This window comes from Litchfieldia sinesaloumensis (assembly GCF_900156865.1).
GTDB lineage: Bacteria > Bacillota > Bacilli > Bacillales > Bacillaceae_L > Ferdinandcohnia > Ferdinandcohnia sinesaloumensis.
In genome coordinates this window covers 3,192,598-3,215,347 of sequence record NZ_LT732529.1, presented here as the reverse complement: position 1 = coordinate 3,215,347, position 22,750 = coordinate 3,192,598, and the positions used below count along the sequence as shown (strand labels likewise).

Below are 22,750 nucleotides of genomic sequence, written 5' to 3'. Positions count from 1 at the left end.
TGAAAAGCTTATTGTACAATAAAAAAAGAAATGACTAACGTCTTAAGTCAATTCTTTACATTAGTTCTTATCGATACCCTCTTCTTCTCTTAACCACCATATATAATCCACTCCCAACAAGTACAAGTATCATTAATCCAAACAAACTTATTCCGACAATAAAAGTCGTAAAAGTGCTATTATTACCCTCTACCTCTGTGTTCTTAATCATCGTATCTGTTTCGACCACTTCTTCTTCTTGAGGTTCCTCAATCACAGGAGGTTCTACTTCTTTTTCTATAATATCCTCTTCAGTAGGTTCAATCTCTTCTTCCTCTTCTATAACAGCTTCAGGAGTTTGAACTTCCTGATTTGTAGCAGGGACATAAGTGGGTTGAACAGGTTGCCTTGGTGTTGTTTGTTTAGGCTTTTCTTTAGTAGGTTGACTTGTTGTAGGCTTTGGAGCCTCTGATTTGTCTTTTGACGGTTTAGAAGGAACCGGTTCCTTTTGTTCAGATTGTTCAGGCTCTGGTTTAGGCTTAGATGGCTCTTTCTCAGGCTGTGGTTCTGGCTTAGGCTCCTCCACTGGCTTAGGCTCAGGATCCGGTTCAGGAGCGGGCTCAGGTTCTGGCTGAGGTTCAGGACTAGGTTCCGGAGTTGGATTAGGTTCAGGTTCTGGGTTAGGTGTCGGATTCGTAATGGACTTTCCTTCTGAATCGATGGGCTTTATTGACCCATATGCAATATCAGGACGATTATATGTAATAAACATACTAATTAAAAGAACAAGATAGAATAGGTTACTCTTCTGCAATTTTATTACCTCCACTGCTGTTGAAACTATTCCTATTCTACCATATATATCCTATTAATCTAACGAAAATATGAAAAAGTCTAGTTGCTACAACTATGTCAATCCGTTCTTAAGAAGCGGAGTACATATATTAGATTTTGATAGTCCACAGATGGATCAACAATATTATCCCTCAAATAAATTCGAAAACCCTTACATAGTATAAGTTGGTCTGATTTAGGAAATTAGGCACAAAGTGCCATATTAATTTATTGGTTTTTTGTAGATATTTGTAAATTCCTTGTTTATAATAACCTTTAGACTTAACATTTATCGACAAACGAAACAGGAGGATACAATGGAAGAAACAATTAGCTTAAAAGAGATATTCCAGACGATACGAAAACGTCTTTGGTTAATTACAATGATTACGGCGGTGGCTGTAGCGACTGTTGGGGTTGTGAGTTACTTCTTTTTAACACCAGTCTATGAATCTTCTACTCAAATTCTTGTAAACCAAAAAGCTTCAGAACAGCCGTACTTAAATCAATCTGATATTAGAACAAATATAGAACTAATCAATACGTATAACGAAATTATTAAGACACCGACGATATTAGAACTTGTTAAGGAAGAACTAAACTTAACGGAACCATTAAGTGATCTGATAACGGTTGGAAGTTCAAATAACTCCCAAGTCATGAAAATTACCGTCCAACATACAAATCCAAAAACTGCAGCAAATATTGCAAATACGACTGCAACAGTATTTAAAGAAGAAATTGTAAAGATTATGAATGTAGATAATGTTAGTGTTCTCTCACCAGCAGTGGTTGCAGAAAATCCGGTGCCAGTTAAACCAAACCCAGTCCTTAACATGGCGATTGCATTAGTGGTTGGTTTAATGGTAGGTGTAGGTCTTGCCTTCTTATTAGAATACCTTGATAACACTATCAAAACTGAACAAGATATTGAAAAGTTACTTGAGCTCCCTGTATTAGGTGCAATTGCAAAGATTGACCTTGAGGAAGAAGCGCTAAAAGCCCAAGAAGCAGTTAAACGTAAGAGAGGAAGAGGTGATTCTGTTGGTGCGTAAGAAGTCGAATCGCAAACAATTTCAAGCACAGAATCGTAGTCTAGTCACAATGATGAATCCGAAATCACCTATTTCGGAGCAATACAGAACAATTCGAACAAATATCGAGTTCTCCACAGTTGATGAAGAAATGAGAGCTATCATGGTTACTTCTTCAGGACCTGGTGAAGGAAAGTCAACAACAGCAAATAATATTGCAGTTGTCTTTGCGCAACAAGGGAAAAAAGTATTGCTAGTTGATGCTGACTTGCGTAAGCCAACGGTACATTATTCCTTCCGTGTTGATAATCATACAGGGTTAACAAATGTTTTGACAAAACAGGAAACCTTGATTAATGCTGTACAAGCAACTAATCAAGAGAATCTATTTGTTCTAACAAGCGGACCAATACCACCAAACCCAGCCGAACTACATGGTTCTAAAGCGATGGATCAATTTATCAATGAAGTAAAAGGGTTATTCGATGTTATTGTATTTGATACACCGCCTGTATTAGCTGTTACAGATGGACAAGTGTTAGCGAATAAACTGGATGGTGTAGTCATGGTTGTAAGTAGTGGGAAAACAGAAATAGAAGCTGCGACTAAAGCAAAAGAGTCATTAGTGAATTCAAAGGCAAAGCTATTAGGTGTTGTATTAAATAATATTAAGAGAACAGAAAGCCAGTATTATTATTATGCACAAAATTAATACTTATTTTTGCATGATTAAATGGACAGAGGGAGATATTTATCTTGTGTAAATATTTCCTTTTCACTTGTTCGGCATGATTCGACAAAATACACCTGTTCCTTTCACTATACGACTGTGGTACTATTACGTTTGTAAGCATTTTGGTAGAATAATTTGTCGAAAAGTACTATATCATAAGGAGGGGGTAACGTATGATTGACATTCACTGTCACATACTTCCAGGTATCGACGATGGAGCAAGAGACATAGATGTTACGATTGAGATGGCAAAGAGTGCGACAGAAGAAGGAATTACACATATAATTGCAACTCCTCATTATAAAAAAAGAGAGTATGAAAACGCGAAAGAAAAAATCCTACAGGCTGTTGAGATGGTAAAAAAAGAATTGTCTCAACAAAATATACCCCTCATAATTCTACCAGGACAAGAGCCGCGGATCGATGGTGAACTTCTACAGGACTATACTAAAGGTGAATTACTATCATTAAACAATGGCGGAAAGTATCTATTTGTCGAATTTCCAAGTGGACATGTACCACGATATGCAGAACAACTTTTGTTTGACATTCAACTTAATGGACTTACGCCTGTCATTGTTCATCCAGAGCGTAATAGTGAACTTATCGAAAATCCAGACCTTTTATATAAGTTTGTTAAAAATGGAGCATGTACGCAAATCACTTCTTCAAGTGTAACCGGACATTTTGGAAAAAAGATTAAAAAGTTTTCGCTGCAACTAGTTGAATACAATTTAACTCACTTTCTAGCATCGGATGCTCATAATCTATCAAATCGACCATTTCGCCTTAGAGAGGCTTATTCAGTGCTTGTAAAAGAATACGGCACTGCCGCAGAATACTACTTCAAGGAAAATGCTGAGCTTCTAGTTGAGGGTAAATCGGTCATTAAAGATACACCTGAAAGAATTAAGCAAAAGAAATTGTTTGGATTATTTGGGTAAAAGTTAACATTTTGTAATGGTACTTTAATAATGTAATGACTTAAAGCTAAGAATCTAAAAATTTTAGATTTACTCACCTTAATCATACTAATTTATCCCAAAAATGGAAGTTCTAATTTATCACTTCCATTTTATCCAATATTGGATAAAAACTGAATCGCACTTCAGTTAGACCATTTCTAATAATTGGTCATGGATATATCTCCTTACCATTATCAAAGGAGGTACTCGGTCTCACTATGGGTTTTGGTGCCTTAGAAGCATGTCGTCGGAAGTGCGGGTGAGGGTGGGTTAGTTGCCCAACTTAGAATTGTAAGAATACGTGTCTTCTAACCAAGAATAGCAGAGACCTATTGTTATAATTTTTATGAAATAACATCATTTACAAGGGGAGAAATAAAGTGAAAAAGGTACGTAAAGCAATTATTCCTGCTGCCGGTTTAGGAACAAGATTTTTGCCTGCAACGAAAGCAATGCCAAAAGAAATGTTACCGATTGTTGATAAGCCAACGATTCAATATATCGTTGAAGAAGCAATTGAATCTGGTATAGAAGATATCATCATCGTAACAGGTAAAGGAAAACGTTCAATCGAAGATCATTTCGATAACTCATTTGAACTAGAGCAGAACTTAATAGAAAAAGAGAAGTTTGACTTGCTAGAAAAGGTACAACAGTCTTCGAATGTAGAAATCCATTACATCCGTCAAAAAGAACCGAAAGGACTTGGACATGCAGTATGGTGTGCGAGGAAATTCATTGGTGATGAACCATTTGCCGTTCTTTTAGGTGATGATATTGTACAAGCCGAGACACCTTGTTTAAAGCAATTGATTAATGAATATGACAATACACTATCATCTGTGATTGGCGTTCAACCAGTTCCTGATGACCAAACACACCGTTACGGTATTATTGATCCCCTTTCTAATGACGGTAGACGTTACCAAGTGAATCAATTCGTCGAAAAGCCGAAACAAGGTACTGCCCCTTCTAGTTTAGCAATTATGGGTCGTTATGTATTAACACCAGAAATCTTTATGTTCTTAGAACAACAGGAACTTGGTGCTGGTGGAGAAATACAATTAACGGATGCGATTCAAAAACTGAATGAAATTCAACGAGTATTTGCTTATGATTTTGAAGGTAACCGTTTTGATGTTGGTGAAAAGATTGGTTTTATCAAAACAACAATTGAATTTGCATTGCAAAATGAAGAATTACGTAAAGAAACTCTAGAATTCATGGAACAATTATTAAATAACGAAAAACTAGTAACGGTTGAGTAAAGGAGTATGTAGAGGTGGCGGAGTTAGCGAAAAGTGAAAATATAAGCGTTTCTAGCATCCTTACAACAAATGAAAAGAAAACATATATCGTATTGAAACGCTCAATGGACATTGTAGGGGCAATTATTGGTTTATTTATTACAAGTTTATTATTCATAGTCGTAAGTATTGCGATTAAAATCGAAGATCCAAAAGGGCCTGTTTTCTTTTCACAAGTAAGAGTAGGAAAAGATGGAACAAAATTTAAAATGTATAAATTTCGTTCCATGGTTTCGGATGCAGAAGAAAGATTAGCAGAATTGCTTAAGTATAATGAAACAACTGGGGCTATGTTCAAAATGAAAAATGACCCACGAATAACAAAAATTGGTAGGTTTATTCGAAAAACAAGTATCGATGAACTTCCGCAGTTATTCAATGTGTTAAAGGGGGACATGAGCCTTGTTGGTCCGAGACCACCTTTGGAAAGAGAAGTCAAAGAGTATACTGATTACCATAAACAAAGACTTATGGTTACTCCTGGGTGTACGGGTCTTTGGCAGGTAAGTGGTAGAAGTAATATTGGGTTTGAGGATATGGTAAGTTTAGATTTAGAATATATCCAAAAGCGCACTCTATTATTTGATATAAAAATCATTTTACGAACTATTTTGGTATTGTTCGGCTCAAAAGACGCATTTTAATAGATGGGTGTAATAATAGATTTAAAATCACAATAAAGAAATAAAAGAGAGAGTTGCTATATTAAAGGAACTTGAATAAGGATGGATTAGAAACCTTGGGATATAAATAGTGTTAATCTTTGCTTGAAAAACCTCTTTTAAACAACAAGAAATATTGCTTTATCGAAAGGAGCATATTAATAAACGTGAAATCTAAAAAAGTTTTATTGGTAGGGGCTTCTCTAACCTCAGGTAATAGGGGAGTAAATGCATTAACTAGAGGAGCAATATATGGATTACTTGACCATGAAAATTCTCCAATAATAAAAATATTATCATATACAACAAAATCTAAACAAACGCACTATATTGACTATAAAGGCCGAAAAATAGAAATTGAAGAAGTTCCAGTAAGTACGAAGTTTGCAACGCTTTTAACACCAATATCTTTTATTCATAAGAAAGTTAATCTAAATAAATTTATAAATAAGTTTAGTGTATTTGAAGCTATAAATTCAATCATTGATTGGGCTGACCTAATTCTTGATATAAGTGAAGGTGACAGCTTTAGTGATATTTATGGATGGAAAAGATTTGTAATGCATTCAAATATAAAGCTATTAGCCGTTAATAAAGGAAAAAATCTAGTATTACTTCCACAAACAATGGGACCATTTAAAAAAGAAATGTTTAAAAGAACAACTAAGTATATTTGTAACAATTCAAAGATGAACTATGCTAGGGATCTCATTAGTTATAATATCCTAAAGGAAGACATTGGTGTTAACCAAGATAAAATAAAATATTGTGCGGATTTAGCATTCTACATGAAACCTCTTGAAACTAAAGAAGCAATCTTGATAAAAGAAAAAGTTGGAAATGATTTATTGGTTGGAATTAATGTCAGTGGTCTTTTATATAATGGTGGTTATTCACAGAATAATATGTTTAACTTTATAACGGATTATAAGGATTTAATGAACAGTATTACTAAAATGTTTCTTGAAAAATACGATAATGTTCAAGTAGTGTTTATCCCTCATGTAATAGTAGAAGATTTTCCGGTAGAAGATGATCTACAAGTATGTTTAAATATGTATTCCAATTTTAATAAAGATTTTCCTGGAAGGGTTCATGTTTTAAAACAGCATCTTAGAGAAGATGAGATTAAAGGTATGTTGAAGCAATGTAATTTCTTTATTGGTGGTAGGATGCATTCTTGCATAGGTGCCATTTCATCAGGAGTGCCAACTGTCCCGATTGCGTATAGTAGAAAGTTTATAGGGATTTGGGAACAATTTGGCTTGGAGAGTTTCGTTGCAGATCCTAGAAAAAAGAAAAAAGAAGAATTATTAGAAACTATAAAAAATGCATTTGAAAACAGGGAAGGCTCTATAGAAAAAATCACCTCTACGAATACAAGATTTAAAAACGAGTTAGCTTCTATGTTTTCCTCAATAGAGGAATTGGGGAAGGACATTGTATAAACAATCTTTTTATCTATCTATTAGCAAAGGTTTAAAATCTGTATCTGCTCTAGTAATTACAATGATAATTGCTAGGGTTCTTTCGCAGAATGAATATGGTGTATACAGACAGTTTATTTTATATTCTACATTGCTAAGTGGCATATTGTATTTTGGTATCCCAACGGCGGTAAGTTATCTATTTAAAACCATAAATAAACAACATATTTCAAAACTGTTTACTTCAACATCTATTTTATTATTATTTATTAATATTTTTTCCGCTCTTATATTGGTGATATTTAGAGATACCTTTATTGATTTTGTAAGTAAAGATGGTGAAATTCTCAATTATTATTATCTTCTAATCTTGTATATTTCATCAATCATATTTTTTAGCTTTTTAGAAAATATATTTACATCAAATAATGACGGAGAAAGTTTTGCTAAATTTAATATTATTTATTTCATTATCCAGTTAATTTCTTTTTTATATGTCAGTTTTATCTACAAGGATTTAAATATTATTCTTATTTTATTTGTTGGATTAGAAACTATAAAAGGCATATTGTTATATTTTTTGTTTAAAAGGAAAAATAATATTAAATTTGAATTTGATACAAAGTTGATAAAAAAGGAATGGGTTATAGCTGTTCCTATAGGAATTTCCTTTATTGCTCAGTCTTTAAATTCATATTTAGGAAATATGTATGTCTCTAGAGAGTATAGTGTTGATGATTTTGCGGTTTTTTCGGTGGGTGTAACCGAGATTCCATTTATTTCAATTATTACTCTTTCAATTGCAACCGCAATACTACCAACTCTTTCTGAAAAATATAACAAAGAAAAAAAACCTCTAGAAATGTTGTCAATATGGAATGAATCAACAATTATTAGTGCTTTATTGATCTTCCCAATTTTTTGGATTTTATTTTTGTTTGGAGATGGATATATAGAATTTATTTATTCATCTGAATATATTGGTGCAAAAAGTATCTTTCTGATATTTTTATTGAAGTTACCATTGGCCATCACAGTTTTTGGTAATATTCTAATCGTTTTAAACAAAAGTAAATATATTCTTTTTAATATGGTAGCTGCAATAATAATTAATATTACTTTAATTATTATATTGGATAAGGTTTTCTCATTAGAGGGTGTTGCACTTGCAGCTATACTTACTCAATTTAGCTTAGTAGTACTTACACTTATTGAAATTAAAGTTTCGTTAAAGGTAAAAGTAAAGACATTATTTCCTTTAATAAGGTTATGTAAAATCTTCCTCATTTCTGGCATAACGGTAGCAGGATGCTACAGTGTTTCCTTACTGATTAATTTTAGTAACATTCTTTCGTTTTTTGTATTTGGTGGTGTATCTTTATTTGCAGTTGGTATAGTATTTTATTTTGTTGGGTACTTAGACAAAATAATAGAAAAAATTAAGTTGAAGGTAAGGGGTAAAAATGAGTAAAGATAATATTATTTCAAAAGTTATAGATGCCAATATGTGTTCTGGCTGTGGAATATGTGCTGGTATTGTTAGTAACGAAAAGATAAGTATGCAATTTAGCGAGGATGGCTACCTTCGTCCAGTAATAAATAAAAGTATTACAGAGGAAGAGAATAATATATTAAGTCAAGTTTGCCCAGGGAATGTTGTTAACTATGATAGAGTCCCAACTAATGAACCAGTTTGGGGGAACATTGAATCAAGTACAATAGCTTATTCAACAGATGAAAATATTAGGCATAAAGGGTCCTCGGGGGGAGTATTGTCCCAATTACTAGTATATTTACTGGAAAAAGGAGAGGTTGATGAAATTATTCATATAGGGGTGAGTAACGAAAATCCTCTTCTAAATGAAATTAAAAGAAGCAATACAAAAGAACAAGTTCTCCAAAATTCTGGATCAAGATATAGCCCATCTGCACCTCTAGCAAACTTAGGGAAACTTTTAAATGAAAATAAGAAATTCGCTCTTGTTGGAAAACCCTGTGATATAGCAGCTTTAAGAAGTTATTCTAGACTTGATGAACGAGTCTCCGAAAAGATACTGTATTTCTTTTCATTTTTTTGTGCCGGAGTTCCGAGTATAGAAGGAACATATAAAATATTAGAAAACTTCAATGTGAAAAAAGAGGAAGTTCAATCTTTTCGTTACAGAGGAGAAGGTTGGCCTGGTTTAACCGAAGTCATTACTAGTAAAAATGAAAAATTTAATATGAAATATGATGACTCTTGGGGGAAAATTCTTAATCGACATTTACAGCCAAGATGTAAAGTATGTATAGATGGTATTGGAGAGTTTGCAGACATAAGTTGTGGAGATGGCTGGTTTGGTAATGAAAATGGATATCCTAGTTTTGAAGAGTCAAAAGGTAGGAGTCTTGTAACTACGAGGACAGTAAAAGGTCAGGATTTATTTGAAAGAGCTGTGAAAGAAGGTCACTTGTCTGTAGATCAAAGTGTCAGCATTGAGGAAATCGAAAAAATACAGCCTTATCAATCTGAACGAAGAAGATTGTTACTATCTAGAATTATAGCTATGAAAGTCTCTAGAAGAAGGACACCAGGTTATCCAAAATCTCTATTAGTGAAAAGTTCCCAAAAAATTAGTTTCAAAAAAAAGGCTAAGAGTTTTTTGGGTACAACCATTCGAATAAAACAAGGCAAGATGTAAAAAATGATTAGTGGTGATAATAGATGAATAATTTTAAACGAAAATCTGTTGCTATAATTTTATTAAATTGGAATGCATATAACGATTCCTTTGAATGTTTGAAGTCGTTGGAAAATCTAGATTACCCTTCATATAGTGTCTTCTTGGTAGATAATGATTCCCAAGATGATTCTTTTGTAAAATTAAAAGCAGACTATCAAATAGGCAAATTTAATATAAATATTACCTTCATCCAGTCTGGAGGGAATATTGGTTTTGCCGGTGGAAATAATGTTGCTATAGAAAAGGCATATAAGGAAGGATTTAGTTATTTTTGGTTGTTAAATAATGATACTACTGTTGAGAAAAGTGCTTTAACAAAACTAGTAGACGAAATTGAACACAATTCTAAAATAGGTATAGTTGGTTCAAAGATATTATACTATGGTACTAATAAAATTTGGTTTGCAGGTGGAAAGTTAAATACTATAAGTGGATTTACAAAACACGTTGGGTTTGAAGAAGAGGATAAAGGTCAATTCGACAAAATTAGGGAAGTTGATTACATCACTGGGTGCAGCTTGCTGTTTAAACAGGAATTACTAGAGAAAGTTGGATTTTTGCCTGAAGATTACTTTTTATACTTTGAAGAAACTGACTGGAACATTAAAGTAAGTAAAAATGGCTTTAAGATTTTATTTGTTCCCGAGTCAATTGTCTACCATAAAGTCTCATCATCTTCAGGAGGAGACAAAAGTCCTTCTCCATTTATTCCATATTATTTTTTAAGAAATAGATATGTAATGATTAAAAGGAATGGTGGTTTAATTTCTCAGAAATTAGGATTAATTTTTCTCTTCATTCCTTCCGTTAAATATATCGCAAAAGTATTATTGCTCAACCAAAATAATAAGATTAAGAGACTAAAATATATTTTTTTAGGAATAAGTGATGGTATTAAAGGAAAGATGGGATCTCATCCTTTAATTTGAATTAATAAATGAAGAAAAACTATTAACAAAGATAGCAGTGAAATAATAACTCATTTAATTTACTAGCTGCTAAGATAAGGAGAAATATTTAGTTGAGGATTATACTTCTTATATTATACAGCACAATTTTTCTGCTTTGTACTGCGTATCAAGATTTACCGTTAGTTAATACTTTTGGTGAGATTGCAAGGACACCTATTTTTTTTCTAACTCCAATATTTATAATAGTTGAATTAATATTGATTTTTAGAAGGAAATTTAAGATAACAAAACTACAAAAATATTTATTAAATTATATATTATTTACTTCAACTATCGGATTGATATATGTTCTTATACTGTTTTTAAAAGGAGAATATTCATTTTTAAATGAAAACTTATTTCTAAAATATATTAAAGGTGAACTGTATTTACTTCTTATATTTTTGTATATAAGACATTGTTACCTTCTATTTGTAAATATGAGTAAAAAGAATATTTTATTATCAATATTGGTTGTGCTAACCATATTGAACTTAATCATTTTAATAGAATATTTTACTATACCGAATGCGTTATTAAGCTTTCATTCGGAAAATGCTCCATATTATAGGATAAGGTTACTAACTGCAGAAAGTAGTTGGACTGGGACTATATATATAGTTTATTGTTTTATTGCTCTATATTTAACAAAAGAAGTGAGGTTATTTAAGAGTGGAATTATAACCTATATTATATTAACTATAACATTGTACACGGTGTTAACTTTATCAAAAGGATTTTTAATGACACTTCTTATCTCACTTTTGCTCTTTGTTATTCAGAATATAAGAATAAAAAAAATATCATATAAACAAATATTAGTAACAATTTTAGGCATAGGTTTACTTTTTGCTATATTAGCCTTTGTTAAGGATTCTATTGTAGATTTATTTTTAAATGATATTGAAAGTTATACATCAGTTGCAACTAGAAGTGGATTATTATTAGCAGAAATAAATATTCTTCTTTTAAATCCCCTTGGAACTGGGAAGGGAGCATATATATTTTTTTTAGCTAATGAAATACCCAACATCCTTAAACCACTTAGAAATATTTTTATTATGTTCTTTAATGCAACACCAAACGTTTCAGAGTTAATAAGATTGTCTACCGATACTAAGGGCTTAGGTATGAAGTCTGGTATACTCCAATGGGGTATAGAAGGCGGATTGTTTGCATTCTGGTATTTCATTCAAACGTTTATCTATTTATTTAAAGGGGTAAAGCAAACAAGTATTTTAAAATATAGCTTACTATTTATTTTAATTGCCATTACTACGTATATTAGTATTGATATCAAGTATGAAATATGGCTACTATTCGCTTTTGTTGAATTTACTATTCATAGTGAATATAAAGCTCAAAATAATTAAAAATACTTTTATCTGTAGTATACATAGGGTCAATCTAATTAATCCTATGTGTACAATGCAAATAATATCTATTAAACAAAAATTAAGAAAGAGGAAAAAGGGATGTATAAAATTTTAGTTGTTTCGTCCGATTTTCCATATCCAGCTAATCACGGAGGTCGTAAAGACATTTGGGAACGGATTAAGGCACTAGCAAAAATGGGATATGAAATTGATTTAATTGCGACGGTTACAGAAAAAGTAGATGAAAGTTATATTTCGATTGTTAAGCAGTTTTGTTCTGAAATTACCTTGATAAATAGAAATCTAACCTTACTTAACATTTTCTCAATATATCCTTTCCAATATAAAACACGTGAACTGTTAAAAGAAATAGCCATAATGAAAAATTATGACTTTATTATTTGTGAAGGGGACTATGTCCTTTCTATATTGGAAAATAAGAATCTAACAGGTAAAGAAAAATTAATATATAGAATGCACAACAATGAAGTCAAATATTTGTTTGAGTTAATGAAAAGTGACAAAAAGGTTTTGAAAAAAATCTATTATTTGACCGAATCTCTCAAAAATAAAATTCTAACAAAAAAATATAGTAAAGATTTAAAAAATATTTGGTTTATATCCGCAGATGAAAAAAGAGTGTATGAGGAAAAGGTGCATAAATTAAATAGTTTATTTTTACCTCCGCATGTTAATAAAGACTCTTATAAATTTAAAAAAACGCTAAATAATAATGTATTATTTATTGGATCATTTTTTATGGTTAACAACAGAGAGGGGGTAATATGGTACTTAGAGAATATCCATGATAATGTTTCAAAACAGGTAAGTGATTACACTTTGACTATAGCTGGAAATTCAAAAGGTGAGGGTATTAAGTGGTTGGAAGAAACAATTAAAGAATGCAAATTTAGATCGAACATAAGTATATATGATTCCCCAAAAAGCTTAGATGACTTGTACTCTAGTTGTTCAGTATTTATAAATCCTATGTTACATGGTGCAGGTGTGAAATTAAAGACAGTAGAAGCGATACAGAAGGGATTATCAGTAGTTTCAACAAGTGTAGGTGCTGAGGGCACCGGACTGATTGATAATGAACATATCTATATTGGGAAGGATAAATTTGAATTTAGTCAAAAGTTATTATATATATTGAAAAGTAATAAAGATAAAGTAAGATTAGTTAGAAACTCACAGCTGTATCTGAAAAATGAGTTTGATATAACTAAAAAGGTAATTAAATATCTAAATAATTTAAATTGTAATGGGTGAACTGGATAGATTATTAATATTAAATCTTGAGTGATATTTTTCTTAGTTCAAGACTTGAATATTTGTATACTCTAGTAATAAAAGCTTCAATGTTTGTATCAATTGTTAAATATTAAAAAAAAAATAGGTGAACTTCACTTTGTATTCTTTTATTCATAATCAGTTTTTGAAAATAATATAATTTTTGTTATTTAATATTCCGAATTCATGATTTAAAAATTAACTAGATATATTTTTGTACCCACTTCTTAATAATGCAATAATCTTTTATTTAATTGAAAGATTTTACTGGTAGATATCTCTATCAATATCAGTAAAGAAACTTATATATGTTATATCCAATTTAGTTTTTGAAAAAATTTTTTGAATAAAAGTTTATCGATGAATTTATATTTTGGGAATATAGGAAGTGTTTGTTAGTTAAGTAAGAAATAAAATACATGGTTGTATTGATGCCTATGTCTCAAGATATTTCGGTATTAGATAGTCGTGATTTAATCATGGTTGCAAATCCGATTGGGACCAATAGCAACATTATATTTAATATTATTAAAGGAGTTGTTAGAAAATAGATGAGGGTTGCAATTATTCATGATTGGCTAGTCACATATGCAGGTGCTGAGAAAGTACTGGAAGAGATTTTGAAAATATTTCCTGAGGCTGATTTGTTTAGTACGGTTGACTTCTTACCAGAGGATAAACGTTTTTTTATTCTTAACAAAGAAGTAAATACCACATTTATTCAAAAATTACCCTTGGCAAATAAGAAATATCGTATCTATCTACCTTTTATGCCTTTAGCAATTGAGCAGTTGGATTTATCATCCTATGATGTGATAATTTCAAGTTCACATGCTGTGGCAAAGGGTGTAATTACAGGTCCTAATCAACTGCATATTTCTTATGTGCATTCTCCCATACGTTATGCATGGGATTTACAACACCAATATCTAAAAGAGTCTGGGTTGAATAAGGGAATAAAGGGTTGGGCCACGAGGTATATGTTACAGAAAGTGCGTGATTGGGATTATAGAACTGCAAATGGTGTAGATTATTTTTTGTCAAATTCCGATTTTATTGGAAAAAGAATCTGGAAGGTGTATCGTCGAGAATCTGAAACCATCTATCCTCCTGTTGATGTTTTATCATTTAATTTTCATCAACAAAAAGAAGATTTCTATTTAACTGCTTCAAGAATGGTTCCTTACAAAAAAATTGATATGATTGTTGAAGCCTTTGCTAAGATGCAAGATAAGAAATTGGTGGTAATTGGTGATGGACCGGATTTTGATAAAGTAAAATCTAAAGCCACTTCTAATGTACAACTATTAGGTTATCAATCATTTGAATCTTTACTATCACATATGCAAAAGGCGAAAGCCTTTATTTTTGCGGCAGAAGAGGACTTTGGTATTGCCCCTGTCGAGGCGCAAGCTTGTGGGACTCCAGTAATTGCTTATGGTAAAGGAGGAGCATTAGAAACAGTTATAGGAGATAGTGGGGAGAAGTGCACAGGAGTATTTTTTAAGGAACAAACGGTAGAATCATTAATAGACGGAGTGAGAAGGTTTGAAGATATAAGCCATCAAATAAAGTTTGAAGATTGCAGAGACAATGCATTAAGATTCTCTTCAGAAAGGTTCAGAAAGGAATTTGAATCTTTTGTTAGTGAAAAAATAAAGGAGAGAAATTAAACAAGTTAATTTTAACTATTTAATAAGGTTATTAACACCAGTTATATTAATAAATAAATATTGAAGAATTGTAAGTGAAGGAACAGATAAAAAAGTTGCTGATCATAGGATATATACTGGACATTAAATATCTTTTTAATGTTTATTTATTAAGAATAATAGAATAAGGAGAATAAAGTATGAGATTAGTTTTACTTTCTGGTGGATCAGGAAAACGGTTATGGCCATTATCTAACGATGCAAGATCTAAGCAGTTTCTAAAAGTATTAGAGAATGATAATGGTGTTCAACAATCAATGGTCCAGCGAGTTTGGGGGCAGTTATCAGAAGTTGGTCTTGCAGAAAATACTGTAATTGCTACTAGTAAATCACAAGTTGATATGATACAAAGTCAGCTTAGTCATGAGGCCAGTTTGATAGTCGAACCTAGCCGACGTGATACATTTCCAGCAATCGCACTTGCAGCTTCATACTTATATACAGTAAAAGAAGCAAGTTTAAGTGAAGTAATTGGAGTGCTTCCTGTTGACCCCTATGTGGAAGAGTCCTTTTTTGAAAGAGTTAAAGATTTGGAGAGTTTGATTGAACAGCGTGAAGCGGATTTAGCTTTAATAGGAGTAATGCCAACCTATCCGTCTTCAAAGTACGGCTATATAATTCCTAAAGATGATAACAAAAAATATATTAATGTAGATAGATTTACCGAAAAACCGTCAGAGATTCAAGCAAGTGAATTAATTAAACAAGGCGGACTATGGAATTGTGGAGTATTTGCATTTAAATTAAGTTATATAATTGAGATACTAGAGAAAAAAGGTTTGCCCGTTCAATATGATGAATTATTAAAGTGCTATGAAGATCTTCCAAAAATAAGTTTTGACTATGAAGTAGTGGAAAAAGCAGAAAATATCGTGGCATTGTCATATGAGGGATATTGGAAGGACCTAGGTACTTGGAACACTTTAACAGATGAGATGAGTACAAACCAAATAGGTAAAGGAGTTATTAGTAAGGAGAGTATTGATACTCATTTAATCAATGAATTAGACATTCCAGTTACTATTTTAGGCATATCCAATGCTATTGTTGCTGTAAGCCCGGATGGGATTTTAATAGCGGATAAAGAATTAAGTCCACTCATTAAAGAAATAGTTAGTGAATTTAACAATAGACCAATGTATGAGGAACGTAGATGGGGCTGGTATCGTGTATTAGACCATACTAAGGTAGAAGATGGTCATGAAGTATTAACCAAAAGAATTGGAGTTAATGCAGGTAGTAATTTAAGTTATCAATACCATTTTTTAAGAAGTGAGACTTGGACGATAATAAAAGGTGAGGGAGTATTTGCTCATAATGACAAATTAAGTGTAGTTCGTCCTGGAGATGTCTTACAAATTAAGACCGGAGAAAGTCACGCCTTGAAAGCAATAACTGATTTAGAATTAATAGAGGTCCAATCAGGGTCTCAATTAATTGAAGAGGACATTGTCCGTATTTATATGAGTTGGGATGAAATAGAGGAACATTGTTACGCATTTAATAAATAAAATAATACATTGAGTTTAACTAGAGTGTGAAAAGTCCATTAGTAATTGTGTTGGCTATTTAATAAAGAATTATAATTGAAAGACTACTATGATTTATATATTTTTTAGGTTAAAACTGACCAAAGTGGGTTGATATATTGATAAGCATTAATGACCAAATGGTAGGTAGAAAAAATAACTTCGATATAATAAGATTTTTTGCTGCAACTCTAGTAATTTATTCACACGCATTTCCCTTGACTGGCTTTGACAAAAGTGAACCTTTAAAGGAATTCAGTAAAAACCAAACAACTTTCGGTCATTTGGGAGTATTGATTTTTTTTGTTATTAGTGGGTTCTTAATTACTCAGAGTTTCGATAGAAATAAAAATGTTTCACTATTTATTAAAGCACGTATCCTTAGGATTTTTCCTGCACTAATAGTCGTAGTTTTATTAAGTGTTTTTGTTTTAGGCTCTTTCGTAACAACTCTCTCGATAAAAGAATATTTTACAAACAGTGAAACATATATCTATTTAAAATCAATTTTACTTTATACGATGCAGTACGATATACCAGGAGTATTCACAACTAATCCATATCCAATAGCGATTAATGGTTCACTATGGACTTTGCCAATTGAATTTTTATTTTATTTTATTATTTTATTTATAGGAATTATAAACCTACTAAATAAAAGGTTTATGGTAATAATATTTGTTTTGTCATTACTTCTCCCATTTTTAGGGTTTTCTGTTGGTGAAGATTATATAGATTTATTTAGATATTTTGTCGCTGGAAGCATTTTTTATTTATATAGAGAAAGGATTTCAATAAATTGGATAATAGCAATGATTTCTTTTTCAACTATAGTATTGTCTTTAGTTTATGGACACTTTAATACTGTATTTGCCCTTTTTGGTAGTTATTTAATTTTCTATATTGCATATCATCCAAGAATTGCGTTTCACAGTTTTTCGAAAATTGGAGATGCTTCATACGGATTGTATATTTTTGCTTTCCCAATCCAACAATTAATAACTTATCTATTTAACGGAGAGATTTCACCGTTATCAAATTTTGCTATCTCATTTCCTATTGTTTTAGTTATGAGTTATTGCTCGTGGCATTTAATTGAGAATCCTATGTTGAAATTTAAAAAAGTAAAATCAAGTGAATTAGTAACAATAAAGGTTGGGCCTTTTTTAAGAGAAAAAATTTCTAAGTAAGATGAAAGAATTAATAGCAAACTAATTATAACTTTTTAATAAATTATAATGAGGTGTAGAGTTGAAAGGCATAATATTGGCAGGGGGAAGTGGGACGAGACTTTATCCCATTACAAGATCTATTTCCAAACAATTATTACCCATCTATGATAAACCAATGATTTACTATCCTTTATCTATATTAATGCTAGCAGGGATTAGGGATATCTTGATAATATCTACACCGGATGATACTCCACGCTTTGAACAGTTACTAGGGGATGGCTCTGAGTTAGGAATTCAATTAAGTTATGCAGTCCAACCATCTCCAGATGGGCTAGCACAAGCATTTATAATTGGGGAAGACTTCATCGGTGATGATAACGTTGCACTTATTTTAGGTGACAATATTTTTTATGGTCATGGATTTACTAGATTACTGGAGAAAGTGGCTTCTAAGGAAAAAGGAGCAACAGTTTTTGGATACAATGTAAAAGACCCAGAGAGATTTGGTGTAGTTGAGTTTGATCAAGATGGTAGAGCTATTTCTATAGAAGAAAAACCGGAAGTTCCGAAATCTACTTATGCTGTTACTGGCCTTTATTTTTATGATAACCGTGTAGTTGAGATTGCGAAAAATATTAAGCCTTCTAAACGTGGTGAATTGGAGATAACCGCTATAAATGAAGAATATCTAAGATTAAATGAACTTCATGTTGAACTACTAGGACGTGGTTTTGCATGGTTAGATACTGGAACACATGAGTCTTTGTTAGAGGCTTCAACATTTATTGAAACTATTGAGAAACGTCAAAGCTTAAAGGTTGCTTGCCTTGAAGAGATTGCTTTTAGAAAAGGATATATAACTAGAGAGCAACTAATAGATCTAGCAGAACCGTTAAAAAAGAACGGATACGGTCAATATTTATTACGACTTGCAAGTCAGGTTTATGTTGTTACGAAATGAGTGGGTGAGAATAAATGAAGATTGTAAGAACATATCTTAAAGACGTTATTATCATAGAACCTAATGTATTTGGAGACCATCGTGGTTGGTTTATGGAGACATACAATTGTCGTAACCTCCAAGAATTTGGATTAGATATAAGTTTTGTACAAGATAACCAATCATTCTCGGCGACAAAAGGAACACTTCGCGGGTTGCATTATCAACTAAACCCAAAAGCGCAGACTAAGTTAGTTCGTTGTACAAAAGGCGCAATTTTTGATGTTGCTGTTGATATTCGCCAAGGAAGTCCAACTTATGGAAAATGGTATGGGATTGAACTGAGTGCGGAAAATAAAAAGCAACTGTTAATTCCTAAAGGATTTGCGCATGGTTTTATGACACTTACTGATGATGTTGAGGTTCAATATAAGGTGGACGAGCTATATGCGCCAGAATGTGATCGAGGTATTCTATGGAATGACCCTTCAATCGGAATTCAGTGGCCTTTCGAAATAAGACCTGTTTTGTCAGCAAAAGATGAGAATGCACCATTACTAAAAGATGCTGATAATAATTTTAAATATGGAGAATAGCCATATGAAGATATTAGTGACTGGTGCTACTGGACAATTAGGTTATGATGTCGTAAGAGAGGGCTCAAGACGTGGATTTGAGATGTATGGTATTGGTTCAAGCCAGTTAGATATTACAAATAAAAATAATGTTATATCTTATATTGAAGAATTGAGACCTGATGTAATAGTACACTGTGCAGCCTATACAGCTGTTGACCAAGCGGAAGACGACAAAGAAACTTGTTGGAAGGTTAATGTTGATGGGACAAAAAACCTAGCTACTATTGCAAGAATGGTTAATGCAAAATTTCTTTATATAAGTACTGACTACGTTTTTAATGGTGAAGGTCAAGAGCCATTTACGGAAACTGATAGTGCCGATCCTATTGGACATTACGGTTTAACAAAACACACTGGTGAAGAATCAGTTAAAAGCTTATTGGATAAATGGTTCATTGTACGAATATCGTGGGTATTTGGTATGAATGGCAATAATTTTATAAAAACTATGCTACGCCTTGCAGAATCGAGAAATGAAATAAATGTAGTAGGCGATCAATACGGTTCTCCGACATACACATATGATTTAGCGAGACTGTTAATTGATATGATACAAACTGACAAGTACGGCATTTATCATGCATCGAATGAGGGATATTGTAGTTGGGCTGAATTTGCTAAGGAAATATTCAGAGTGTCTAATAAGGATGTTGTGATAAATTCTATTAAAACTGAAGAATATCCAACGCGTGCTGTACGTCCTAAAAACTCCCGTATGTCGAAGCAGAAACTAGTAGAAAATGGATTTACGACATTGCCACCTTGGCAAGACGCGATTACAAGATACTTGACAGAAATTAACTCAAGAGGTGAATAAGGATGGCTAAAAAGAAAGTACTTGTTACTGGTGGAGCAGGATTCATTGGTGGTAACTTTGTACAATACATGGTCAAAAAATATCCTCAATATGATATTTATAATCTAGATTTGTTAACTTATGCAGGGGATTTAATGAAACATAAAGAAATTGAAAGTGAAGAAAATTATCATTTTGTTAAAGCAGATATAACTGATCGGGAAACGATTATACCACTTTTCGAGAATGAAAAATTTGATTGTGTTGTTCACTTTGCTGCTGAAAGTCATGTTGATCGTTCAATAACTGATCCGGAAATCTTCGTTAAGACAAATGTACTTGGTACTCAAGTTTTGCTAGACTCGGCGAAACAAATTGGAGTATCAAAATTTTTGCATGTATCCACGGATGAAGTATATGGAGAGTTAGACTTTGACCCGAATACGTTTTTTACCGAAGATACACCATTACAACCTAATAGTCCCTATAGTGCAAGTAAAGCATCATCTGACCTTTTAGTTCGTGCTTACCATGAAACATTTGGATTGCCTATAAATATTACACGTTGCTCAAACAACTATGGACCATTCCACTTTCCAGAGAAGTTAATACCTTTAACTATTTCTCGTGTTTTAAAAGACCAAAAGATACCTGTATATGGTGATGGTAAAAACATACGTGATTGGTTACACGTACTAGATCATTGTGCAGCAATAGATTTGGTTTTACATGAAGGTGAAAATGGTGAGGTATACAATGTAGGCGGACACAATGAATGTACTAATTTAGAAGTTGTTCAAACAATAATTAGCGCTTTAGGAAAGTCTGAAGAATTAATAGAGTTTGTAACCGACCGTTTAGGACATGATAAACGATATGCTATTGATCCATCAAAATTGGAACAATTAGGCTGGAAACCAACTTATACATTTGAAACTGGAATTGCACAAACTATTCAATGGTATCTGGATAATAAAGAATGGTGGGAGCAAATTATTAGTGGAGAATACAAGAATTATTTTGAAACACAATATACTTTGTAACACTGTTTTAATTACAAATGCCGCATGGGAAGCATAAGTTGCTTCCTATTATCTTTTTATATAAGTAATTAGTAAAGGACGTGCATATTTTTGAAACAACCCATTTTTTTAAATCCACTATTTCAGGAACGTATTTGGGGTGGAACGAAACTACGGACAGAATTTTGTTATAAGATTGATTCTGATTTAACAGGTGAATGCTGGGCTGTATCTGCTCATCCAAAAGGACAAAGTATTGTAAGTAATGGCCCATATGAAGGCAAAAGTCTTGGTGAATTGTGGAAAGAGCATCGTGAGCTTTTCGGTTATTTGGAAGGGGACGTATTTCCGCTTCTCACAAAAATTCTCGATGCCAATAATGACTTATCAATTCAGGTTCATCCAAATGATGAATATGCTAATGAACATGAAAACGGTGAACTAGGTAAAACAGAATGCTGGTACGTAATTGACTGTGAAGATGGAGCAGAGATTATCTTTGGCCATACAGCAAAGACTAAAGAACAATTTGTTGAGATGATAGAGAGTGGCGATTGGGACGGATTATTAAGCCGCATAAAAGTGAAGCCTGGTGATTTCTTTTATGTCCCTAGTGGAACGATTCACGCTCTATGTTCTGGTGTTCTCATCCTAGAAACGCAGCAAAGTTCTGACACAACTTATCGTGTGTATGACTACGACAGAGTAGATCAAAATGGTGATAAGCGTGAACTACATATTAAAAAGTCAATTGACGTAACGACCATTCCACACGAAAACATTACGGTTAAGCCTGTAGTTGAGCAGACTGAAGGAGCTACGATTACGACTTTTGTTAAGGAACACTACTTCACAGTATACAAATGGGAAATTGATGGTTCTGCAGACTTTCATCAAGATAAGCCATTTTTAATTTGTAGTATTTTGAATGGTTCAGGTGAAATCCTCATAGACGAAGGAAGCTTCACTGTTGAAAAAGGCATGCATTTTATCTTACCTGCTGGGTTAGGTGACTTTGAACTAAAAGGGACTTTAGACTTAATCGTATCTCATCCATAAATGGGTAAGGAGAATATGCTGAACAATATAATCATATTTGGTTCTGGAGGCCATAGCAAGGTGGTGATTGATATTGTTGAGAAGGCCGGCGAATTTACTATTCTTGGATGGATTAACCCATTTAAAGAGATTTGAACAAAAATAATGGGGTATGAAATCTTGGACGGGTGAGGATAGCTTATCTGAAATTGAGGAACATGTAGTTGGCAGTGTTGCATTAGCTGACAACAGCTATCCATCCCTCGGCTCAGATTGCTTGAGATGTATCTATAGGTAGCAGTACAGTAGTCACGGCAACGTTACGCCTCCGGCAACAGGAGGCTGGGCGCCAGATAAAATTTGTAGATTCCCTGAAGTGTTATCTATCCTCGAGGTTGGGTATTGATTTCAGCGTAGATACTGGAAGGGAAGAAAGTGACGAGTACCCAGGGAATTAAGGATGGCATGGAAAATGCAGGTGCAATTTGGTATGACGAACCAGTCATAACCGGTGGATACCTAATCTCAAGTCGTCTCCCTCCAGACTTACCAGACTACATTAGAGAATTCATCAACGTTCTAAAATAATGTGACAGAGGACAGGTAGCTTGTCC

The 22,750-nt window shown here is 32.7% G+C and carries 21 protein-coding genes and 1 pseudogene; 21 read left to right on the top strand and 1 reads right to left on the bottom strand.

From position 1 onward, the window contains the following. Positions 1–67: 67 nt before the first annotated feature. Positions 68–793, bottom strand: a complete 726-nt coding sequence (locus tag CZ490_RS15850) for a hypothetical protein (RefSeq protein ID WP_077619804.1) — start codon at positions 791–793, stop codon at positions 68–70. Between the two features lie 337 nt (positions 794–1,130). Here CZ490_RS15850 and CZ490_RS15845 point away from each other — a divergent pair, with 337 nt between their 5' ends. The 21 genes and pseudogenes from CZ490_RS15845 to CZ490_RS15750 form a co-directional block, all read left to right on the top strand. Then, positions 1,131–1,868 (top strand): YveK family protein, encoded by a 738-nt coding sequence (locus tag CZ490_RS15845; RefSeq protein ID WP_077619803.1) that lies wholly within the window; start codon positions 1,131–1,133, stop codon positions 1,866–1,868. After that, entirely contained in the window at positions 1,858–2,559 is a 702-nt protein-coding gene (locus CZ490_RS15840; RefSeq protein ID WP_142255393.1) for a CpsD/CapB family tyrosine-protein kinase, read from the top strand. The genes CZ490_RS15845 and CZ490_RS15840 overlap by 11 nt, the downstream gene beginning before the upstream one ends. Before the next feature lie 194 nt (positions 2,560–2,753). Next, complete coding sequence (locus tag CZ490_RS15835) at positions 2,754–3,524, top strand: tyrosine-protein phosphatase (protein WP_077619802.1); 771 nt, start codon at positions 2,754–2,756, stop codon at positions 3,522–3,524. Between the two features lie 401 nt (positions 3,525–3,925). After that, complete coding sequence (galU, locus tag CZ490_RS15830; protein WP_077619801.1) at positions 3,926–4,813, top strand: UTP--glucose-1-phosphate uridylyltransferase GalU; 888 nt, start codon at positions 3,926–3,928, stop codon at positions 4,811–4,813. Positions 4,814–4,827: 14 nt separating this feature from the next. Continuing rightward, positions 4,828–5,496, top strand: a complete 669-nt coding sequence (locus CZ490_RS15825) for a sugar transferase (protein ID WP_077619800.1) — start codon at positions 4,828–4,830, stop codon at positions 5,494–5,496. A 119-nt stretch (positions 5,497–5,615) separates the two neighbouring features. Further along, on the top strand, positions 5,616–6,962 hold the full coding sequence (locus CZ490_RS15820; protein WP_077619799.1) for a polysaccharide pyruvyl transferase family protein: 1,347 nt from the start codon (positions 5,616–5,618) through the stop codon (positions 6,960–6,962). Then, complete coding sequence (locus CZ490_RS15815) at positions 6,955–8,412, top strand: oligosaccharide flippase family protein (protein WP_077619798.1); 1,458 nt, start codon at positions 6,955–6,957, stop codon at positions 8,410–8,412. The genes CZ490_RS15820 and CZ490_RS15815 overlap by 8 nt, the downstream gene beginning before the upstream one ends. Beyond that, the gene (locus CZ490_RS15810) at positions 8,405–9,622 is read left to right on the top strand and encodes a Coenzyme F420 hydrogenase/dehydrogenase, beta subunit C-terminal domain (protein ID WP_077619797.1); all 1,218 of its coding nucleotides are present in this window, start codon (positions 8,405–8,407) and stop codon (positions 9,620–9,622) included. Before CZ490_RS15815 ends, CZ490_RS15810 begins: the two co-directional genes overlap by 8 nt. Before the next feature lie 23 nt (positions 9,623–9,645). Beyond that, positions 9,646–10,593: a glycosyltransferase family 2 protein gene (locus CZ490_RS15805; RefSeq protein ID WP_077619796.1), complete on the top strand. Its 948-nt coding sequence runs from the start codon at positions 9,646–9,648 to the stop codon at positions 10,591–10,593. 92 nt (positions 10,594–10,685) lie between these two features. Further along, positions 10,686–11,987 carry a hypothetical protein gene (locus tag CZ490_RS15800; RefSeq protein ID WP_077619795.1) on the top strand — a complete coding sequence of 434 codons (1,302 nt, stop codon included), beginning with the start codon at positions 10,686–10,688 and terminating at the stop codon, positions 11,985–11,987. Positions 11,988–12,089: 102 nt separating this feature from the next. Beyond that, positions 12,090–13,265, top strand: a complete 1,176-nt coding sequence (locus CZ490_RS15795) for a glycosyltransferase family 4 protein (protein WP_077619794.1) — start codon at positions 12,090–12,092, stop codon at positions 13,263–13,265. 572 nt (positions 13,266–13,837) lie between these two features. Further along, positions 13,838–14,959, top strand: a complete 1,122-nt coding sequence (locus tag CZ490_RS15790) for a glycosyltransferase family 4 protein (RefSeq protein ID WP_077619793.1) — start codon at positions 13,838–13,840, stop codon at positions 14,957–14,959. 179 nt (positions 14,960–15,138) lie between these two features. Then, positions 15,139–16,509 (top strand): sugar phosphate nucleotidyltransferase, encoded by a 1,371-nt coding sequence (locus CZ490_RS15785; RefSeq protein ID WP_077619792.1) that lies wholly within the window; start codon positions 15,139–15,141, stop codon positions 16,507–16,509. A 158-nt stretch (positions 16,510–16,667) separates the two neighbouring features. Beyond that, positions 16,668–17,717 (top strand): acyltransferase family protein, encoded by a 1,050-nt coding sequence (locus tag CZ490_RS15780; RefSeq protein ID WP_142255392.1) that lies wholly within the window; start codon positions 16,668–16,670, stop codon positions 17,715–17,717. 61 nt (positions 17,718–17,778) lie between these two features. Then, positions 17,779–18,663 carry a glucose-1-phosphate thymidylyltransferase RfbA gene (gene rfbA, locus CZ490_RS15775; protein ID WP_077619790.1) on the top strand — a complete coding sequence of 295 codons (885 nt, stop codon included), beginning with the start codon at positions 17,779–17,781 and terminating at the stop codon, positions 18,661–18,663. 14 nt (positions 18,664–18,677) lie between these two features. Beyond that, complete coding sequence (rfbC, locus tag CZ490_RS15770; protein WP_077619789.1) at positions 18,678–19,238, top strand: dTDP-4-dehydrorhamnose 3,5-epimerase; 561 nt, start codon at positions 18,678–18,680, stop codon at positions 19,236–19,238. Positions 19,239–19,242: 4 nt separating this feature from the next. Next, complete coding sequence (rfbD, locus tag CZ490_RS15765) at positions 19,243–20,097, top strand: dTDP-4-dehydrorhamnose reductase (protein ID WP_077619788.1); 855 nt, start codon at positions 19,243–19,245, stop codon at positions 20,095–20,097. Between the two features lie 2 nt (positions 20,098–20,099). After that, a complete protein-coding gene (gene rfbB / locus CZ490_RS15760) occupies positions 20,100–21,119 on the top strand; it encodes a dTDP-glucose 4,6-dehydratase (protein WP_077619787.1) in 1,020 nt (339 codons plus the stop codon). A 90-nt stretch (positions 21,120–21,209) separates the two neighbouring features. Further along, positions 21,210–22,157, top strand: a complete 948-nt coding sequence (manA, locus tag CZ490_RS15755; RefSeq protein WP_077619786.1) for a mannose-6-phosphate isomerase, class I — start codon at positions 21,210–21,212, stop codon at positions 22,155–22,157. Next, positions 22,158–22,292 carry a PglD-related sugar-binding protein gene (locus tag CZ490_RS22930; RefSeq protein WP_159439971.1) on the top strand — a complete coding sequence of 45 codons (135 nt, stop codon included), beginning with the start codon at positions 22,158–22,160 and terminating at the stop codon, positions 22,290–22,292. It abuts the gene before it with no gap. A 181-nt stretch (positions 22,293–22,473) separates the two neighbouring features. Next, positions 22,474–22,724: pseudogene (locus tag CZ490_RS15750) on the top strand (DJ-1/PfpI family protein); the annotation flags it as partial. Positions 22,725–22,750: the final 26 nt, after the last annotated feature.